The organism is Candidatus Equadaptatus faecalis, from assembly GCA_018065065.1.
Taxonomy (GTDB): Bacteria; Synergistota; Synergistia; order Synergistales; family Synergistaceae; genus Equadaptatus; species Equadaptatus faecalis.
This window is the reverse complement of sequence record JAGHTZ010000003.1, coordinates 17,548-35,970: the sequence shown is the minus strand read 5'-3', so window position 1 is coordinate 35,970 and position 18,423 is coordinate 17,548. Positions and strand designations below refer to the sequence as shown.

Here is an 18,423-nt window from a genome sequence, read left to right as displayed (position 1 = left end):
TACGCCGCGACAGGATTCTGCGCGGCCGTTATCGGTCTGCCCACGACTATGAAATCAGAACCTGCGAGTTTCGCCTGTTCCGGCGTCATTACGCGTTTTTGGTCGCCCTTGTCTCCGTCTGCAAAGCGAACGCCGGGCGTTACCGTAAGGAAGTTTTTGCCGCAGGTTTCGTGAACCTTGGCAGCTTCCAGCGGTGAGCAGACAACTCCGTCAAGTCCCGCGTTTTTGGCTGTCAGGGCATAGTGCATTACAACTTCGTCAATCGGTTTTTTTATGAGCAGGTCGCGTTCCAGCGTTTCCTGGTCGGTGCTTGTGAGCTGTGTAACAGCTACGAGAAGCGGACGGCTGCCGTCTTCCCTCGTGAGCCCTTCAATAGCGCCTTTCATCATGTCTGTTGCACCTGCTGCGTGAAGGTTGCAGATGTCAATGTCAAGCCGCGAAACCACCGCCATTGTTTTTTTCACTGTGTTCGGTATGTCGTGCAGTTTCAGGTCAAGGAATATTTTGTGTCCGCGCGCCTTTGTTTCGTGCACAATCCGAGGACCTTCCGCGTAAAAAAGCTCCATGCCTATTTTTACAAACGGTTTTCTGTCCGTAAATTTGTCAAGGAAGCCGTACAGCTGTTCAGCACTTGAAAAATCGCACGCTACGATAACGTCTCTTTCCATTACAGGGCACCTCCGATAATGTCTTTAAGATTTTTTATTCCGTATTTGTCCATTGTCTCCGGAAGCTGTTCTATGATTTTCGGGCAGACAAACGGGTCTGTAAGATTTGCCGCGCCAATCTGCACGGCACAGGCGCCGGCAAGCATCATTTCTATTACGTCTTCCGCAGTTGATATTCCTCCGAGACCGACTACGGGAATTTTTACAGCTTTTGCCGCCTGATAAACCATTCTTAAAGCGACAGGGAACACGGCGGGGCCTGAAAGTCCTCCCGTTGTGTTTGCAAGCAGCGGTTTTTTGCTGTTCAGGTTTATTCTCATGCCGAGCAGCGTGTTTATAAGGCTTATTCCGTCAGCTCCCGCGTCTTCAACGGCTTTTGCAACGGAAACTATGTCCGTTACGTTCGGCGTAAGTTTGATTATTACAGGTTTTTTTGTAACTTTTTTGACCGCTTTTGTCACTTCCGCAGCCGATTTTGGGTCTGTTCCGAATGCCATTGCCCCTCCGTGAACGTTGGGGCAGCTTATGTTGACTTCAAGCCAGCCGATTTGCGGTTCCGCGTCAAGCCGTCCGCATACGTACGCGTATTCTTCAGGAGAAAATCCGCTGACGTTTGCCATTACAGGCTTGTGGAAAATTTTTTTCAGAGCGGGCAGTTCTTCGGAGATTACTTTTTCAACGCCGGGGTTTTGCAGCCCAACGGCGTTGAGCATTCCCGACGGCGTTTCGGCTATTCTCGGCGGAGTGTTGCCGTAGCGCGGTTCCCGCGTTGTTCCCTTGAAAGAAAAGGTGCCGAGAATATTTATGTCGTACAGCTCTGCAAATTCGCAGCCGTAGCCGAAGGTGCCGCTGGCCGGTATTACAGGGTTGTCAAGTTCAATGCCGCAGAGGCTTGTGGTTAAGCGTCCCATAGAATTTCCTCCCTGAACAGGACAGGCCCATCCTTGCATATTCTTTTGCTGCCCGTTATTGTCTTGCACGAACAGCCCATGCATGCCCCAAAACCGCAGCCCATGCGCTCTTCAAAGCTGAACTGCCCCGAGGTTTTGCATTTTTTGTACACAGCGCGAAGCATTGGCTCGGGGCCGCAGCAGAAGACGTGTGTGTACGAAAGTTCTTTCATCGCGTCCGTTACAAGGCCTTTTACGCCGTAGGAACCGTCTGCCGTCGTTACAATTACTTTGGCGCCGAGCTTTTCAAATTCGTCCGCGCAGAAAATTTCCTCTTTTTTGTTGAAGCCGAGAACTGCCGTTACCGTTCTGCCTTCTGCAAGCAGCGTTTTGGCAAGCAGGTACATTGGGGGCACTCCAAGTCCTCCTCCGAGCAGCAGCGGCGCGTCTCCCGCACAGGAAACGTCGTAGCCGTTGCCAAGCCCTGTCAGAATGTCAAGCCGTGTCCCTTTTCCAAGCGCAGCCATGTATTCCGTGCCTTTGCCGACAACTTTGTAAATAATTGTTACGCCTTTTTCGTCAAGGTCATAGACGGAGATAGGGCGGCGCAGATAAAAGCCGTCAAGCTTGATGTTTATGAACTGCCCCGGTTTTGTAATTGCCGGCACGCCGCTTTCCAGCCGCATTTTGTACACGGACGGGGCAATTTTCACGTTTTCCGTTACGGTAAAGATGTCCTGTTTCATGTATTTTCCTTTCTTAATGAATTAGGATAGCGTTCGCTTCGCTACGCGTTTATCGGAGATACGTTGAGCGTGGTTTCTTCAAGCACGTCAAGCACTATCCTGACTGTGTCAAGCGCCGTAAAGATTGTTACGTTGTTTTCCGTAGCGCTGCTGCGTATCATGTGCCCGTCCGTTTCCTGTTCGGACGCGCCCACCTGTTTAGTGTTAATAACATAGGCAATTTTTCCGGTTCTGATCGCGTCAAGAATTTCTTCGCTGCCTTCGCTGATTTTTCTCAGGACGTGGGTCTTTATTCCGTTATCCTTAAGGAATGCCGCAGTGCCTTTTGTCGCGGCTATGTTGAAGCCGAGTCTGTAGAAGCGGCGCATCAGCGGAAGAATTTCCGGTTTGTCTTCGTCGGCAACGGTTACAAAAACCGTGCCGTAATTTGCAAGCAGCATTCCTGACGCCTGCAGTGCCTTGTAAAACGCGCGGTTGAGTTTGTCGTCGTAGCCTATGGCTTCGCCCGTTGATTTCATTTCGGGCGAGAGATAGGCGTCAAGACCTTTGAGTTTGTTGAAGGAAAACACGGGAACCTTGACGTAGCAGCGTTTTTTCTCGTCAGGATAGATGTCGAATATTCCCTGTTCTTTCAGACTGACGCCCAAAATCGCTTTTGTGGCGATGTCAGCGAGCGGACAGCCCGTAGCTTTTGAAAGGAACGGCACTGTGCGCGACGAGCGCGGATTTACTTCTATTATGTAGACGTTTTCATCTTTGTCGACTATAAACTGTATGTTGTAAAGCCCCACTATTCCAATGCCAAGACCGAGTTTTTTCGCGTAGCGGAGTATCGTTCCCTTGACCTTGTCAGAGATGCTGAACGCCGGATAGACGCTGATGGAGTCGCCTGAGTGGACGCCGGTGCGTTCTACAAGCTCCATTATTCCCGGGACAAATACGTTTCTTCCGTCGCAGATAGCGTCAATTTCGACCTCTTTGCCGTAAATATACTTGTCAACCAGCACCGGTTTGTCTTCGTCAATTTCAACCGCATTTTTCAGGTAACGGCGCAGCTGTTCTTCGTCCGCAACAATCTGCATTGCCCTGCCTCCGAGAACAAAGCTCGGGCGTACAAGCACGGGATAACCGATTTCCGCCGCAGCGTTCACCCCGTCCTGAATATTTGTTACGGCTTTGCCTTTAGGCTGCGGAATATCAAGTTCAAGCAGCAGTTTTTCAAAGCTGTCCCTGTTTTCTGCCCGGTCGATTGCTTCACAGCCTGTTCCTATGATTTTTACACCGAGATCGGCAAGCGGCTGCGCAAGGTTGATTGCCGTCTGTCCTCCGAGAGAGGCGATAACCCCTTCAGGTTTCTCAAAGTTGATAATCGACATTACGTCCTCGGGAACCAGAGGTTCAAAATAGAGCTTGTCTGCTGTCGTGTAGTCTGTTGAAACCGTCTCGGGATTGTTATTGATTATGATTGCTTCGTAGCCAAGGTTTTTTATTGTCTGGACGGCATGAACCGTGGAGTAGTCAAATTCAACGCCCTGTCCTATGCGTATGGGGCCTGCTCCCAGCACTACAATTTTCTTTTTGCCCGTCAGCCGCGATTCGTTTTCGCCGCTATAGGAAGAGTAAAGATAGGGGATATATTTCCCTGTGTGCAGCGTGTCAACCATTTTGAAAACAGGTGTTATGCCGTTCGCATAACGTTTTTCCGCAACCTCTTTTTCAGTAACGTTCCACTGGCGCGCTATAAAGAAGTCGGAGAAGCCAAGCTTTTTTGCCGCTTTCAGCAGTTCAAGGCTGCCAGGATTTTCTTTCAGTACATTTTCCATGCTGATAATTCTCTGCAGCCCTTCAAGGAAAAGCTCCGTTATTGCGGTTATTTCGTGCAGTTTTTCGACCGAAACACCACGGTAAAGAGCTTCCGTGATGGCAAAAACACTGTCATCGCGGAAAACGCTCAGATAATCAAGCAGCTCTTCCGTGGTCATATTGTCAAATTTTGCTTTATAGACATGCTTTACCCCTATTTCAAGCGACCGTATCGCTTTCAGGAAGCTTTCTTCAAAATTCGCCCCGATGCCCATAACTTCGCCCGTGGCTTTCATCTGTGTTCCGAGCGTGTTGTCGGCATCAGCGAATTTGTCAAACGGGAAACGCGGGAATTTAGTGATAACGTAGTCAAGACTGGGCTCTATTGCGGCTGTTCCGCCTGCAACAGGGATTTCTTCAAGCAGCATGCCTACAGCTATTTTTGCCGTGACACGCGCTATCGGATAGCCGCTTGCTTTGCTGGCAAGCGCCGAAGAACGGGAAACGCGCGGGTTGACTTCTATCAGATAGTATCTGCTCGAATTCGGGTCAAGGGCAAACTGTACGTTGCAGCCGCCTTCTATTTTCAGCTCCCTGATAATTTTAATCGCGCTGTCGTTCAGCATTTTCATGTCTGCGCCGCTCAGCGAAAGAATCGGCGCCACAACTATTGAATCTCCCGTATGAACGCCTACGGGGTCAACGTTTTCCATGCCGCATATCGTAATGGCGTGGTCTGCTGAGTCGCGCATAACTTCAAATTCAATTTCCTTATAACCTTTGACGCTTTTTTCAACCAGCACCTGATGCACCGGCGAAAGTTTGAAAGCATTTATGCCTATCGCTGTCAGTTCTTCCTCGTTGTTTGCAAAACCGCCGCCCGTTCCACCGAGAGTAAAGGCAGGGCGCAGAACTACGGGATAGCCTATTTTTTTCGCCGCTTCTTTTGCATGTTCGAGGTCGTAGGTAATTTCCGAAGGAATGACAGGTTCTCCTATTGACTGGCACATTTCCTTGAAAAGCTCGCGGTCTTCCGCGCGTTCAATACTTTCGCTGCTTGTTCCCAGCAGTTCAACGCCGCATTCCTTGAGAACTCCGGCTTTTTCAAGCTGCATTGCGAGATTAAGTCCTGTCTGTCCGCCAATGCCTGGAACTATTGCGTCCGGACGCTCCATGCGAAGTATTTTCGCTATGTAATCCACCGTAAGCGGCTCCATATAGACTTTATCGGCGATACTCGTGTCTGTCATTATTGTCGCCGGATTTGAGTTTGCAAGAATGACCTTGTAACCCTCCTCTTTCAGCGCAAGACATGCCTGAGTTCCGGCATAATCAAATTCCGCCGCCTGACCTATAACTATAGGCCCTGAGCCTATAATCAGCACTTTTTTGATATCCGTTCTTTTCATCTGTCAATCTTCCCTTCACAAAAAGCTTTTCAGGCGTTCTGTTTTACGCGGTCTTTGTGCATAAAAAAAGTCCTGCCCGCGCGGCAAGACCAACCCGCGGCAGAATGCCGCACCGTTGCACTGCTCTTGCCGACCTCTCATGGATCGCCTTAAAGACATAACCATATCCAATTCGTACATATCAAGTATATATTCTGTACGTATTGTGTCAACAGAAATTTTGCCTCCGGCAATGGTATAATTTACACAGTTCCAGAAATCTCAATCAAAGAAGGCTTGCGATATGAAAAGAATAATCCACACAGACAAAGCTCCCGAAGCAATAGGTCCTTATTCACAGGCGGTAGAAGTCAACGGAACCCTTTACGTGTCAGGACAGGCACCGTTTGTGCCTGCTTCCGGTCAGGTTCCGTCCGAAGATATCAGAGAACAGACAAAACAATCGCTTGAAAACGTTAAAGCTGTCGTTGAAGCGGCGGGATACTCAATGGAAGATGTTGTAAAAGCGACTGTTTTTGTCAAAGACATGAACGATTTTGCCGCCGTCAACGAGGTGTACGCACAATACCTCGGAGAAACAAAACCGGCACGCTCATGCGTTGAAGCAGCAAGGCTTCCCAGGGATATAAAGGTTGAAATAGAGGTTGTAGCAGCAAAGTAAACACTGTATGCTTCCAACGCATACAGCGTACAGCCGGCAGCAAGCGGCGAATAACGAATATTCAGGCAAAAGAAAACGGGGTGAAAATATTTCCCCCGTTTTCTGTTCAGTTCTATTTGTATTCGTAAACCGTTTTGCCGTTGTGAACCGTTTTCAGGCAGCGTCCGAATACCTTTCTGCCTTCAAACGGGGTTGCCCTGCCCATTGAAAGAAATTCCGACGGGTTTATTTCGTATTCTTCGTCCAAATCCCAAATGCAGTAATCTTTCGTCTGCGGTATTCCGAAGCGTTCTCTCGGCCATACGGCAAGAAGATTGACAAGCCGTTTAAGCGTTATTATCCCGTTTTTTACAAGATCTGTGTAGAGAAGCGGGAACGCTGTTTCAAGTCCTGTAATTCCCATTGCGCTTTTTTCAAGTCCGCGCGATTTTTCTTCCGCGCTGTGCGGCGCATGGTCGGTTGCAATCATGTCTATGGTTCTGTCCTGTATACCTTCCAGCAGGGCCTCTCTGTCTTCTTTTGCCCGCAGAGGGGGGTTCATCTTAAAACGTCCGTCCTCGCAAAGGTCATTTTCGTCAAGCAGAAGATAGTGCGGAGCCGTTTCACAGGTTACGTTTACTCCTTCCGCTTTTGCTCTGCGTATCAGTTCAACGCTTTCTTTGGTTGATATGTGGCACACGTGATAGCCGCAGCCTGTTTCTTTTGCAAGCATTAAATCGCGCGCAATTTGTTTCCATTCGCTTTCGCTGCAAATACCTCTGTGACCGTGCGCGGCAGCATACACCCCGTCGTGTATGTAACCGCCGTTGAGCAGCGAATTAACCTCGCAGTGAGCGACAATAAGTTTGCCGAGTTTCTTTGCCGCAAGCATGGCATCTCTCATTAACGCTTCACTCTGAACACCGTGTCCGTCATCAGAAAAAGCAATTACATTGTGTGCAATTAAATCCATTTGCGCAAGCTTTTCCCCGCGTTGTCCTTCTGTAACCGCACCGTAGGGGTAAACGTTAATACATGCGTCGCGGCGTATTATTTCGAGCTCTTTTTCAAGATTTTCAGGGGTGTCGGGAACAGGATTCAGATTAGGCATCGCGCAGACAGCAGAGTAACCTCCGTGTGCGGCAGCAAGGCAGCCTGTTTTTATCGTTTCCTTGTAGGAAAAGCCCGGTTCCCTGAAATGCACGTGTACGTCGCAGAATGCCGGAAGCTGAACCCCGCGCGGAAAACGCGCTGCTTCAGTTTTTTTTCTGCCTAAAACCATACTTTCTCTCCTATTCGCTGAGCTGCGTGCTGAGTGACATAAGAGCGCGGTACTTCGGGTAGGCAAGGTTTTCTTTTGAAATATAGCCTTCGGCCTCGTCACACAGTTCTCTTATTTTCTTCATAAGCGGAAGAGCTTTAACAATTATGGCTTCTGCATGTTCCCTGGGTTCAAGTTCTGCCATTTTCTCTTTCAGCAGTTCGAGTTCTTTGGTTTTTACTATTATTTCCGCCTTGCTCTTTGCCAACAGCTCTATGTGTTTTTTCCACGCGTCTATGTGCGGTATGCGCATGTCCTTGACCGAAGCAATCGATTCGTTTTCAAGCTTCAGCTGCTTTGATATACTCGGCAGGAAACCTTCAAACATCATGTCACGAAGCAGGGAAATTTCAATTTCTATGCTGTTGACAAAGGCTTCAAGCCGGATTGTGTGGAATGCTTCCATTTCGCGCGGAGTGAAAACACCGAGTTTTGACAGCATTTCAACGGATTTTGGTTCAAGGAAGAGATCAATGCCTTCCGGTATCGTTTCAGCCTTGACTATGCCGCGTTTTTCTGCTTCCCTGCGCCATTCTTCCGAATAGCTGTCGCCTTCAAAACGGATTTTGCGGCTTGCTTTTGAAACTTCGCGGATTGTTGCAAGAGCAGCGTCAAGTACGTCTGCGCCTTTTTTAAGGCGCGCGCTGAATTTTTCGTTGAATTTTTCCAGACCCGCAGCCCATATTGCAAATATGAAGGTTGCCGGAATTGCCATGGCCTGCGACGCTCCGGGAGCGCGGAATTCAAATTTGTTTCCTGTAAAAGCAATCGGGCTTGTCCTGTTTCTGTCGCTGTCGTATGCGATTATCGTAGGCAGTTTGTCAAGACCGAGGTCAAGCGTGCTCTTCTCGGGCATATCTTCGTCCCTGCCTGCTGCTTTTTCAACGGCAGTAAGCATTCTGTCTATGGTGTCGCCAAGATAGACGCTCATTATAAAAGGGGGTGCTTCCTGTCCGCCAAGCCTGTAAAGGTTGCCCGGCGTTGAAACCGATGCCTGAAGAAGTCCGCTGTATTCTGAAGCACCAAAGACAAACGAAGTCAGGAACGAGAGAAAAATCACATTCTTTCTGTGGTTTGTCGACGGTTTCAGAAGGTTGCGGCCTTCACTGTCTTCAAGAGAGAAATTTGTGTGTTTTCCGCTGCCGTTCAAGCAGTCAAAAGGTTTTTCGTGGAAAAGAAGCCGCAAATCATGCTGACTCGCAAGCTTGCGCATCGTTTCCATAATTATCTGGTTCTGGTCACAGGCAAGATTTGCCTCTGAGAAATTCGGGGCAAATTCAAACTGGCAGCGCGCAGCCTCATTGTGGCGCGTTGCAAGGTCCACCCCGAGACGCGCCAGATCGCGCTGTACGTCTTCCATATAAGCAAGTACCTTTGGCGGAATTGTTCCGAAATAATGGTCTTCCATTTTCTGGTCACGCGGCGGCTTTGAACCTATCAGGGTTCTTCCGCAGAAACGCAGGTCTGGGCGTTTCTGCGCACGAGGTCTGTCAAGCAGGAAGAATTCCTGCTCTCCGCCGAGCGTTGCCCTGACGTAGCGCACTCCCCTGTTTCCGAAAAGCTTAAGCAGCTTCAGCGCCCTGCTTTCGACAGCGTCAAGCGAACGGAGAAGGTACGTCTTCAAATCAAGCGGGGAACCGTCGTAAGCGATAAAAACAGAGGGAATACACAGGGTTCCGCCTTTTGGGCTTTTGATGATGAATGCCGGAGATGTCGGATCCCATGCGGAATATCCTCTTGCTTCAAAGGTGCTTCTTGTTCCGCCCGAGGGGAAGGAGGAGGCGTCGGGTTCACTCTGCATAAGATCTTTTCCTCTGAAAAGCTCTATTGGCGCCCCTTCTGCGTCGGCTGTAAGAAATGCGGTGTGTTTTTCAGCCGTGTGCTCATGAAGAGGGTGGAACCAGTGTGCCCAGTGGCTTGCTCCGTTGCTTACAGCCCAGTCTTTCATTGCAAGAGCAACTGTGTCGGCAATTCCGGAATCTATTTTCTGTCTGCCTTCCATCGCGCCTATAAGATTTTCATAAACGTCCTGCGGAAGCCGATGTTTCATTTCTCTGCGGTCAAAAACCAACGAAGCAAAAATTTCCCGCATGTTCGGGTATTTTTTTTGTTCTGACATTGCAGCACCTCCAAAAAGTTTTATTCCGTTGCTACTGTATTATACATTATTAAGCATAAATTTCAAGTGTTTTTGCTGCTTATTTTTATAATTTTTCTGCTTATTTGGTGTTTTTTGTTAAATTAAGCATAATTTTTTATCTGTTTTACAAAAAATTTACTGCTTATTCCGGAAATTTCTTTGTTATAATAGCCGGGAGGAAAAATACATGATTACAATTCGCGGTCTCAAAATCAATTTTGGAGAGCAGGTTGTGCTTAACGGCACCGACTGGTTTATTGCCCCCAAAAGCAGGGTAGGGCTTGTCGGCGGCAACGGGGTAGGAAAAACTACCATGCTGCGTGTACTTGCAGGTCTTCAGGAATATGACGACGGATCTGTTGTTTTTTCGGGAAAAGCAGCCAGAACAGGTTATCTGCCGCAGGATCTGGTCGAGATTGATGATGCTCCGCTGCTTTCCTTCTTATATACAAGCGCAGGACTTGACGAAATCAGGAAAAAACTGGGGGAGGCTGAAGCAGAACTTGCGGAGCTGGAAGAAAACTCTCCTGAACTGTGCGGCAGGCTTGCGGTTTACGAAAAGCTGCAGCGCGAATTTGACGCACGCGGAGGGTATAAATTTGAAACAGAAGCAGTAAAGGTGCTCAAAGGTCTCGGTTTCCGCCCCGAACACGACATAAAAAGAAGAACGTCTGAATTTTCAGGCGGCTGGAAAATGCGTATTGCACTTGCAGCTCTGCTTTTGTCAGAGCCTGACCTGCTGCTTCTCGACGAACCTACCAACCATCTGGATACGGAAAGTATGGAATGGCTGGAAGGCTGGCTTAGAGATTTCCGCGGTACAATGATAGCCGTTTCCCACGACAAAAGATTTCTTGAAAACATGGTTACATCTGTTGCAGAACTGTCTTTTGGAAAAATCACAACCTATTCCATGGGTTACGACAAATACCTTTCCGAACGCGAAGCACGGCGCGCAAGACTTGAGGCAGAACGCGAGCAGCAGAAGGAAAAAATTGAGGAAATGCAGCATTTCATAGAGCGTTTCCGCTATAAAGCAACCAAAGCCGCACAGGTTCAAAGCAGGATAAAACAGCTTGAAAAGCTTGAAATAACCGACGTTGAAGCTGCTCATAAAACAGTTTCGTTTAAATTTCCCGATGCGCCGAGAAGCGGACTTGATGTTGTTTCCGCCACGTCACTGAAAAAGCAGTATGGTGATAATCTGGTTTTTGACAATGTGGATTTTTCTGTCCAGCGGGGAGAGAGGGTTGCGCTGGTAGGTGTAAACGGTGCAGGAAAATCTACCCTGCTGCGGCTTCTTAACAAAACAGAGGAGCCTGCGTCCGGTGAAGTTTCATTCGGAACAAACGTTAAAAGGAAATATTTCTCCCAGGAGTCCTCGCAGAATCTTGATTACAACAAAACGGTATGGGAAGAAATTTCGGCAACGGGTTCAACTATGGAAGCTCCTGCCAGACGCAGTCTGCTCGGTGCTTTTCTCTTCTCGGGAAATGATATATATAAGAAGATTTCCGTCTTGTCAGGGGGAGAAAAGTCGAGAATAGGACTTCTTAAAATGCTTCTTTCCCCTTCCAACCTTCTGATTTTGGATGAGCCTACCAACCATCTTGACTACAGCACAAAAGAATTGTTCCAAAAGGCGCTTCTTTCATATGGCGGTACTATCCTTATTGTTTCCCACGACCGCGCGTTTTTGGATAACCTTGTTTCGCGCGTTTTGGAAATCAGAAACGGAAGGCTTTATGACTACAAAGGAAATTATTCGTACTTTATAGAACGACGCGCAAAACTTGAAGAGGAAGGAAAAGAAATTTCAGGACAGACAAAACAGCCGGAACCGTCTAAAACCAAAGAACAAAAACGGGCAGAGGCTGAAGAAAGGAACAGGCTTTTCCGAAGCAGAAAGAAATATTTGGAAGAGCAGGAGAAACTTGAAAAAGAAATAACACAGCAGGAAGCCGAGAAAAACAATCTCTCTGAAAAACTGTGCGACTCGGAATTTCTAAAAAATTCAACTTTAGTTTCGCAAACAATAATTGAGTTTAAAAAACTCGAACAACTGCTGGAAAAAAATTACGCTTCTCTGGAAGAAATATCAGGGAAGATTGACAGCATAAAATAACCCTGCTTAACATACAAAGCTGAAAAAACAATCTCCGTGGCGTTAAATTTATTTCTGTTTATTTTTTAGTAAATAGTGATAAAAAAGTAACATTACTCACCGGTTTTTTCCACAAAAAAGTGAATAACTTGTTTATATTACTGCAAAATTCTTTTTTGGGGTAATTTTTTTTGGTGGAAAACTTTTTAATTTTTTTCCGTTTTTTTCTGCTCTTAAAAATAATTTCTTTTTTAATTACAAGTTGCAAACATTTTTTTACACACTTGGAAATATATTGTAATTACTGTGTTTGTGTGTTTTTTTTCTTTTTATTCACTTTGTTTATTTTTTTTGGGCAGTATTTTTTGCTGTTTTCTTTGTTGTTTTTTTTTCCACTTATGGTTTGTGTATATGTGGATAACTTTTACATTTTCTACACTCTTTTTTTGCTTTTTTTTATGATAATATGAAAACACAGAGCGATTTTACTATTCTTTAAGTGGTGGTTTCAATGAACAGTCAGGTTGATATTATATGGAACGAATTTAAAGCATACTGCGTAAGCAAAATTTCTGTGGATAACGCGGTTAAAACCTATTTGGATTCTTGTATGCCCACGTCTCTTGACAACGGCATTCTTGCGCTTGAAGCTCCCACACAGTTCTGTTGCGAAGCTGTTTCTTCAAGATATCTTGACGACATGCGCATGCTTATTAAAGATACCGGCTTCGGCAAAGACATTGTTTTGTCGCTTGCCTCAGAGAAAAAAGAGTCTGCCCGTGAGATGCGTTCGGCAGAGCCTTCTGTTAAATCACCACTGGAAGGCACCGGTCTGAACAGGGACTACGTTTTCGACACGTTTATAGTGGGGAAATCAAACAGGCTTCCGCATGCTGCGTGTCTTGCTGTTGCGGAACAACCAGGAGTTGCATACAATCCTCTTTTTATTTGGGGGAAGGTTGGTCTTGGCAAAACACATCTTATGCAGGCCATCGGACATTTTGTTCTTGAGAAAACCCCCTCAAAAAAAGTTCTGTATGTAAGTGCGGACACTTTTACCAACGACCTTATACATTCTATCAGAACAAACAGCACAGAGAGTTTTCGCCAGCGCTACAGGGAACTTGACGTGCTTATGATAGATGACATCCAGTTTATAAGCGGGAAAGAATCAACGCAGGAAGAATTTTTCAACACATTCAATGCGCTACATATCGCAAAGAAACAGATTATACTGAGCTCTGACAGACCCCCAAAGGAAACTGGTCTTGAAGACAGACTTGTCAGCCGTTTCTCTTCCGGTCTTGTAACGGACATACAGACTCCTGACTTTGAAACCCGTGTTTCTATACTTCAAAACAAAGCGGAAAGAAAAGGTCTTGAAATATCCGAAGATGTTATCAGGTTTATAGCGGAAAGTATTCCAAGCAACATAAGAGAACTGGAGGGTGCTCTCAACAGAGTCTGCTCTATTTCCGAATTCAACAATGAGCCTCTCTCTGTAGAAAATGCAAATCTTTGGCTTAAAGACCTTATCAGAAATAAAACGCACGGTCCTGCAACTATAAGCCAGATACAACAGCTTACAGCAGATTCTTTTGGTATTTCTGTAGAAGAACTTCTCTCACACAAAAGGACGGCAGAACTTTCCCTTGCAAGGCAAATTGCAATGTTTATCGCCAGAGAGAAAACAGAAGAAAGTCTGCAGCAGATTGGCATCAGCTTCAATAAGAAAGACCACACCACTGTTCTCTACGCCTGCAAGAAAATAGAAGATCTGCTGAAATTAGACAGTCGTGTTAAAATGGTTGTGGAAAACGTTGTAAAAAAGCTGTGATTTTTTTCTTTTTTTCCACATTTTAAATAAATTTTATTGTTTTTTTGTTTATCTTGTGGATATATTTCGAAAAAAATAATAAAATAATCCACGGAAGAAAAACAGTTGTACTCTGTATAGGGACTTTGTTTTAACAATTTTTTCACCCCTGCTTCTGCTACTACTGATTTTTAAATATAAAATAAAAAAATAGGAGGAAGAAAAATGAAACTTAACGTAAACAAAAAGAATTTTATCCAAAGCTGGTCTGTTGCGGAAAGAAGCGCTGCAGGCGGAAACACTATGGGAGTTTTGTCCTCTGTTCTTGTAAAAGCAGATGAAAAAGGCATAACTCTTCAAGCGACAGACGTAAGAACCTCTATCTGCTGTGAGGCAGCCGGTGTTGTTATTGAAGAGCCTGGAACAGCTGTTTTTCCTGTTAAGATGGTTTCTGAACTTTTTAAAAAAGCGCCGGGAGAAGAATTTTCAATAACAGTAACAGACGGAAAAGCTGTTTTAAAAGCAGGAAAAAGCCGCTATAATTTCTCAACCTTTCCTGTAAAGGAATTTCCGGAGCTTCCGTCGCATGAACAGGCAAAGACTTTCTGCAAAATACTTGCAAAAGACCTCGCAAAGGTGCTTGAAGAAGGAACAATAGCGGCATCCACAACGGAAGATTTCCCTCTCTATCTTTCTTCTGCGAACCTTTCAATGAAAGAAGGGGTACTCAGTATTGTCTCAACAGATACAAGAAGACTTGCTCTTTCAAGCACTGTTGTTCCTGAAAAAGGAGAAGACGGCAACTATCTTCTTCCAATGAAAGGAATAAAAGAAATACAGAGAATTCTCTCTTTCTTTGACCCTGAAGAAGAAGTCAGCATCCTTTACGACGCAGCGCAGTTCTTCTTTGTTGCAAAAGGAATAGAGTTTGCAGTCAGGAGAGTGGACTCACATTTCCCGGCTTATGAGAGAATACTTCCGAAGACAAGAACAACTAACATAATTGTAGACAGAAGCAGTCTGATTTCAGCACTTGAACGTATAGACATTGTTGTAAGAGATCACAACAGAATGGTAATTCTTGATATCAGCGAAGGAGAGAGTTTTAAAATGCGCGGCAAGGCTCCCGATTTCGGTCAGGCAAAAGAGGAGATATCAGCCCGCGTTACAGGAGAAGAACTGAAATTCGGCGTCAACACAAAGTTCTTTATGGAAGCGCTTAAAGTGCTCCGGGATCAGGAAGTAAGTCTTTCTTTCAACGGGAGCCAGGGACATCTCACTATAAAAAGAGTCGGAGAGGAAAGTTTTATCTGTCTCGTAGCGCCGATTAACGTCCCTACAGAAGAGGAAGAAGAAAAAGAGGAATAAATGGGATTTAGAAGAGTAAAGTATATAAATTTCAGAAACATAGAACCGCAAGAAGTACAACTGTCCGGTGGGCTGAATTTGCTCACCGGACTTAACAGTTCCGGGAAAACCAATTTTCTGGAGGGGATAAGCCTGCTTTCCGGCTGGGGGCCTTTTGAAGGAGGAACAAAGACGAAAGATCTCGCAGCAAGGGAAAGCAGGGAAAAAAATATCATTCTTACCGGGCAGAAAGATGATGAATACGGCGAAATAATACAAGTCTGCCTTGGAGAAAGAAACAGTATAAGATACAACGACAAACCTCTTTCTTCTACAGAACTGCGCTTCAGAATGCCGGTGCTCTGTTTCATGCCTGATGACACACAGCTTGTGGAAGGACCTGCTGCAAGAAGAAGACGCCTTCTTGACCTTCTCCTTGCTCTTCTGATACCCGCATATGCCAAAAGACACAGCGAATACAAAAGGGCTGTACGGCAGAAAGCGGTTCTCCTAAAAAAAGGGGAAAATACTGAAATTGTTGAGAAGGTAATGGAACCGCTTGCCCAATGGATATGGAAAATGAGAAAAGAAGCTGTAATTCTCCTCTCGGAAGAAATGGAGAGACTAAGCGGCCTGGCAGCAGAGGGAACAACTCTCTCTTTTGCTAAAGGAGGAATAAAAAGTGAAAACGAAGAAAGTTTTTTCTTTGAAAGTTTGGCTGCGCTGCGCGAAAAAGAACAAAGATACAGAATACCGCTTGTCGGCCCGCAAAGAGATGATATTATTATAGAAAGCAACAATCTGCCGACCGCAGAAGCGTTAAGCCGCGGGTACAGACGCCGCACGGCAATAGCATTAATGCTTGCAGCCAGCGAAGGGGTTTTCAGAAAGACTGGCAAAAGACCAACACTGCTTCTTGATGAAGTAACAGCAGAACTTGACACCGGAGGCAGAGAAATAATGTTTGGAACACTGCTTGACAGAAAAGAACAGGTGATTGCCGCAACAGCGGAACCGTTTACTGAAAACTTCCGCGGCGCTGTGTACAGGGTTGACAAAGGAAAAGTGGAGAAAATATCGGAATAGAATGAAAATAAACGGAGAAGAATACGACGTAATAATAGTAGGCGGGGGACACGCAGGCTGTGAAGCGGCACTTGCATCCGCAAAAATGGGCGCAAAAACGCTGATGCTTAATCTGTACCTTGACGCAACAGCAATGATGCCATGCAACCCAAGCATAGGAGGCCCTGCAAAGGGGCACATAGTACGGGAAATAGATGCGTTGGGCGGTGTAATGGCAGAAGCTGCAGATTTCTCGACAAGGCACCTGCGCTGGCTGAACACTTCAAAAGGCCCTGCAGTACGAAGCCTTAGGGCACAATGTGACCCCAAAAAGTACACGGAATTTTACTTGAAAGCACTTTACTCTTGCCCAAACCTTGAAGTTCACCAGGCTCAGGTAACAGAGCTTGTGGTTGAAAAAGGAAGCGCCGCGGGGGTAAAAATAACAACAGGACAGATTTTCAGAGCAAAAGCAGTAATTCTTTGCACAGGCACCTCTCTCGGCTCAAAAATCCATATCGGACTGACAAACCACAAATCGGGACCTTTGGGAAGTGTTGCAGGTACAGCACTTTCAAGAAGTCTGCGCAGCGCAGGTCTTGACATGGGAAGACTGCGCACGGATACCACACCGCGTCTGCAGATAGACACGATAGACTGGGATATACTTGAAAAACAGGAAAGTCTTGAAGAGCCGCAGGCATTTTCCCATTTCGGCGAAAAAAAGACATACAGCGGCATGTTCTGTGGTCTTACACGGACAAATGTCGAAACACACAGAATAATAAGAAAATACTTTGACAGGTCACCGCTTGTTTCGGGTGAACTTGCCGGCAAAAAAGGGCCACGCTACTGCCCCTCAATAGACGACAAGCTGATAAAATTCCCGCAAAAAGAGTCACATCCTGTCTTTCTTGAACCTGTTTCCCCGGCAAATATGGAAGTTTACATGCAAAATTTCTCTACTTCAATGTGCCTTGAAGCCCAGTTTGAATCAGTTGCCACAATTAAAGGCTGTGAGCATGCCCACATTCTTAAACCTGGCTACGCGATAGAATACGACTACTCAAACCCTTTGCAGATGCATCCGTGGCTTGAGTCAAAGAAAATAAAAAAGCTGTTCACGGCAGGACAGATCAATGGAACTTCCGGCTATGAAGAGGCAGGCGTGCAGGGGCTTATTGCCGGTATAAACGCTGCGCTTGTCCTGCGCGGCGAAGAACCGCTTGTGCTTGGACGCGAACAGGCATACTGCGGTGTCCTGATTGATGATCTTGTAACAAAAGGCACCGAAGAACCCTACAGAATGCTTACAAGCCGCTGTGAATACAGACTTCTTCTGCGTTTTGACAACGCGGACGACAGACTGTCGGACATAGGACACAAAATAGGGCTTCTTCCTGACGAAAAATGGAATATTCTTAATATGCGCCGCAAAAAACGCGATGAAGAAACCGAAAGGCTGCAAAACGTCAAAATTCCGGCATCTGACACAGTAAACGGCATGATTGCAGAAAACGGAGCGGCCCCGCTTACTGAAGGAACAACAGCATTTGAGCTGTTAAGAAGACCGGAAATATGCTGGGAAACAGTGGCAAAACTGTCGGAAAGCAGTGTTGATACGGAAACAGGAGAAAAAATATCTGTTGCCTGCAAATATGAGGGTTACATTGACAGGCAGCTGCGTCAGGTGGAAAAATTCTCCAAAATGGAACAGCTGCGCTTCCCGCAAAACTTTGACCTGTCAAAAGTCACAGGGCTTTCAGCGGAAGGGCTGCAGAAACTTGAAAAAATACAGCCTGCCACTCTCGGGCAGGCCTCAAGGATTTCAGGTGTCTCTCCAGCTGACATACAGCTGCTTTGGATAGCCATAGAAGCTTCCAGAAGGTCAAAAAAAGATGCCTGAGAGAATAAAAACGCTCTCAGAATGGCAGAAATGTCTGCCTCCTGAAACTGCAGGAATGCTTGAAATATGCGGCAGGCTTACAAAGCTCGAAAAGGAGTGGCAGTCATTGTTTCAGGGAAGCGAAGAAGCTTTGGGACGTGAAACTTCCCCGGGAAACTGCAGTTTTGAAGACAGCAGCGCAGTGCTTACGGTACACGTCAGAAACGCCGCACTCCTGCAGAGTCTGCGTTTTAAAGAAAAGCTGTTTAAAAGCAGGGTAGAATGGTTTCTTGGAATAAAGATAAAAAAAATAGAGTTTGCGGCAGGTAAGGTTGAACGAATCAGCAGTGCGAAGCCTGCGCTCAGGGCATTTGAAAGACAGGGAGTACTGCTTGCGGCTGAAGAACAGGTTGAAAAAGCGAAAGCAGAACTGAGGGAAACAGCAGCCGGAGAAACACTAAGAGAAGTTATAGCAAGAGTCCGGGTTATAGCGGAAAAAAAGAGCAGGCAGAAAAATACATAGAAAAGACAAAAAAAGGAAGCGCAAAGCTTCCTTTTTTGCTGTCAAAAAACAATACAGAAACAGACA

Annotated in this window: 13 protein-coding genes; 7 read left to right on the top strand and 6 right to left on the bottom strand. The window is 46.1% G+C overall.

Annotated elements, in window-relative coordinates:
* The 4 genes from pyrF to carB form a co-directional block, all read right to left on the bottom strand.
* Window positions 1-668: orotidine-5'-phosphate decarboxylase (gene pyrF, locus KBS54_00355; GenBank protein MBQ0054587.1), on the bottom strand; the 668-nt coding region annotated here is incomplete at its 3' end.
* The gene (locus KBS54_00350) at window positions 668-1,579 is read right to left on the bottom strand and encodes a dihydroorotate dehydrogenase (GenBank protein ID MBQ0054586.1); all 912 of its coding nucleotides are present in this window, start codon (window positions 1,577-1,579) and stop codon (window positions 668-670) included. The genes pyrF and KBS54_00350, both read right to left, overlap by 1 nt.
* On the bottom strand, window positions 1,567-2,304 hold the full coding sequence (locus KBS54_00345) for a dihydroorotate dehydrogenase electron transfer subunit (GenBank protein MBQ0054585.1): 738 nt from the start codon (window positions 2,302-2,304) through the stop codon (window positions 1,567-1,569). The genes KBS54_00350 and KBS54_00345 overlap by 13 nt, the downstream gene beginning before the upstream one ends.
* A 41-nt stretch (window positions 2,305-2,345) precedes the next feature.
* Complete coding sequence (carB, locus tag KBS54_00340; GenBank protein ID MBQ0054584.1) at window positions 2,346-5,516, bottom strand: carbamoyl-phosphate synthase large subunit; 3,171 nt, start codon at window positions 5,514-5,516, stop codon at window positions 2,346-2,348.
* A gap of 283 nt (window positions 5,517-5,799) precedes the next feature.
* On the opposite strand from carB, the gene KBS54_00335 reads away from it, so the two are divergent.
* Window positions 5,800-6,177, top strand: a complete 378-nt coding sequence (locus KBS54_00335; protein MBQ0054583.1) for a RidA family protein — start codon at window positions 5,800-5,802, stop codon at window positions 6,175-6,177.
* Window positions 6,178-6,289: 112 nt separating this feature from the next.
* On the opposite strand, the gene KBS54_00330 is transcribed toward KBS54_00335, so the two are convergent.
* Together KBS54_00330 and KBS54_00325 are read right to left on the bottom strand one after the other, a co-directional pair.
* Entirely contained in the window at window positions 6,290-7,438 is a 1,149-nt protein-coding gene (locus KBS54_00330) for a dihydroorotase (protein ID MBQ0054582.1), read from the bottom strand.
* A 10-nt stretch (window positions 7,439-7,448) separates the two neighbouring features.
* Window positions 7,449-9,596, bottom strand: a complete 2,148-nt coding sequence (locus KBS54_00325) for a glutamine synthetase III (protein MBQ0054581.1) — start codon at window positions 9,594-9,596, stop codon at window positions 7,449-7,451.
* A 208-nt stretch (window positions 9,597-9,804) separates the two neighbouring features.
* On the opposite strand from KBS54_00325, the gene KBS54_00320 reads away from it, so the two are divergent.
* The 6 genes from KBS54_00320 (at window position 9,805) to KBS54_00295 (ending at window position 18,357) form a co-directional block, all read left to right on the top strand.
* The gene (locus KBS54_00320) at window positions 9,805-11,742 is read left to right on the top strand and encodes an ATP-binding cassette domain-containing protein (GenBank protein ID MBQ0054580.1); all 1,938 of its coding nucleotides are present in this window, start codon (window positions 9,805-9,807) and stop codon (window positions 11,740-11,742) included.
* Between the two features lie 490 nt (window positions 11,743-12,232).
* On the top strand, window positions 12,233-13,558 hold the full coding sequence (gene dnaA / locus KBS54_00315) for a chromosomal replication initiator protein DnaA (protein ID MBQ0054579.1): 1,326 nt from the start codon (window positions 12,233-12,235) through the stop codon (window positions 13,556-13,558).
* Window positions 13,559-13,762: 204 nt separating this feature from the next.
* A complete protein-coding gene (dnaN, locus tag KBS54_00310) occupies window positions 13,763-14,905 on the top strand; it encodes a DNA polymerase III subunit beta (protein MBQ0054578.1) in 1,143 nt (380 codons plus the stop codon).
* Window positions 14,906-15,970, top strand: a complete 1,065-nt coding sequence (recF, locus tag KBS54_00305) for a DNA replication and repair protein RecF (GenBank protein MBQ0054577.1) — start codon at window positions 14,906-14,908, stop codon at window positions 15,968-15,970.
* 1 nt (window position 15,971) lies between these two features.
* Window positions 15,972-17,855: a tRNA uridine-5-carboxymethylaminomethyl(34) synthesis enzyme MnmG gene (gene mnmG / locus KBS54_00300; protein MBQ0054576.1), complete on the top strand. Its 1,884-nt coding sequence runs from the start codon at window positions 15,972-15,974 to the stop codon at window positions 17,853-17,855.
* Window positions 17,848-18,357: a DUF721 domain-containing protein gene (locus tag KBS54_00295; protein MBQ0054575.1), complete on the top strand. Its 510-nt coding sequence runs from the start codon at window positions 17,848-17,850 to the stop codon at window positions 18,355-18,357. The genes mnmG and KBS54_00295 overlap by 8 nt, the downstream gene beginning before the upstream one ends.
* Window positions 18,358-18,423 lie beyond the last annotated feature (66 nt).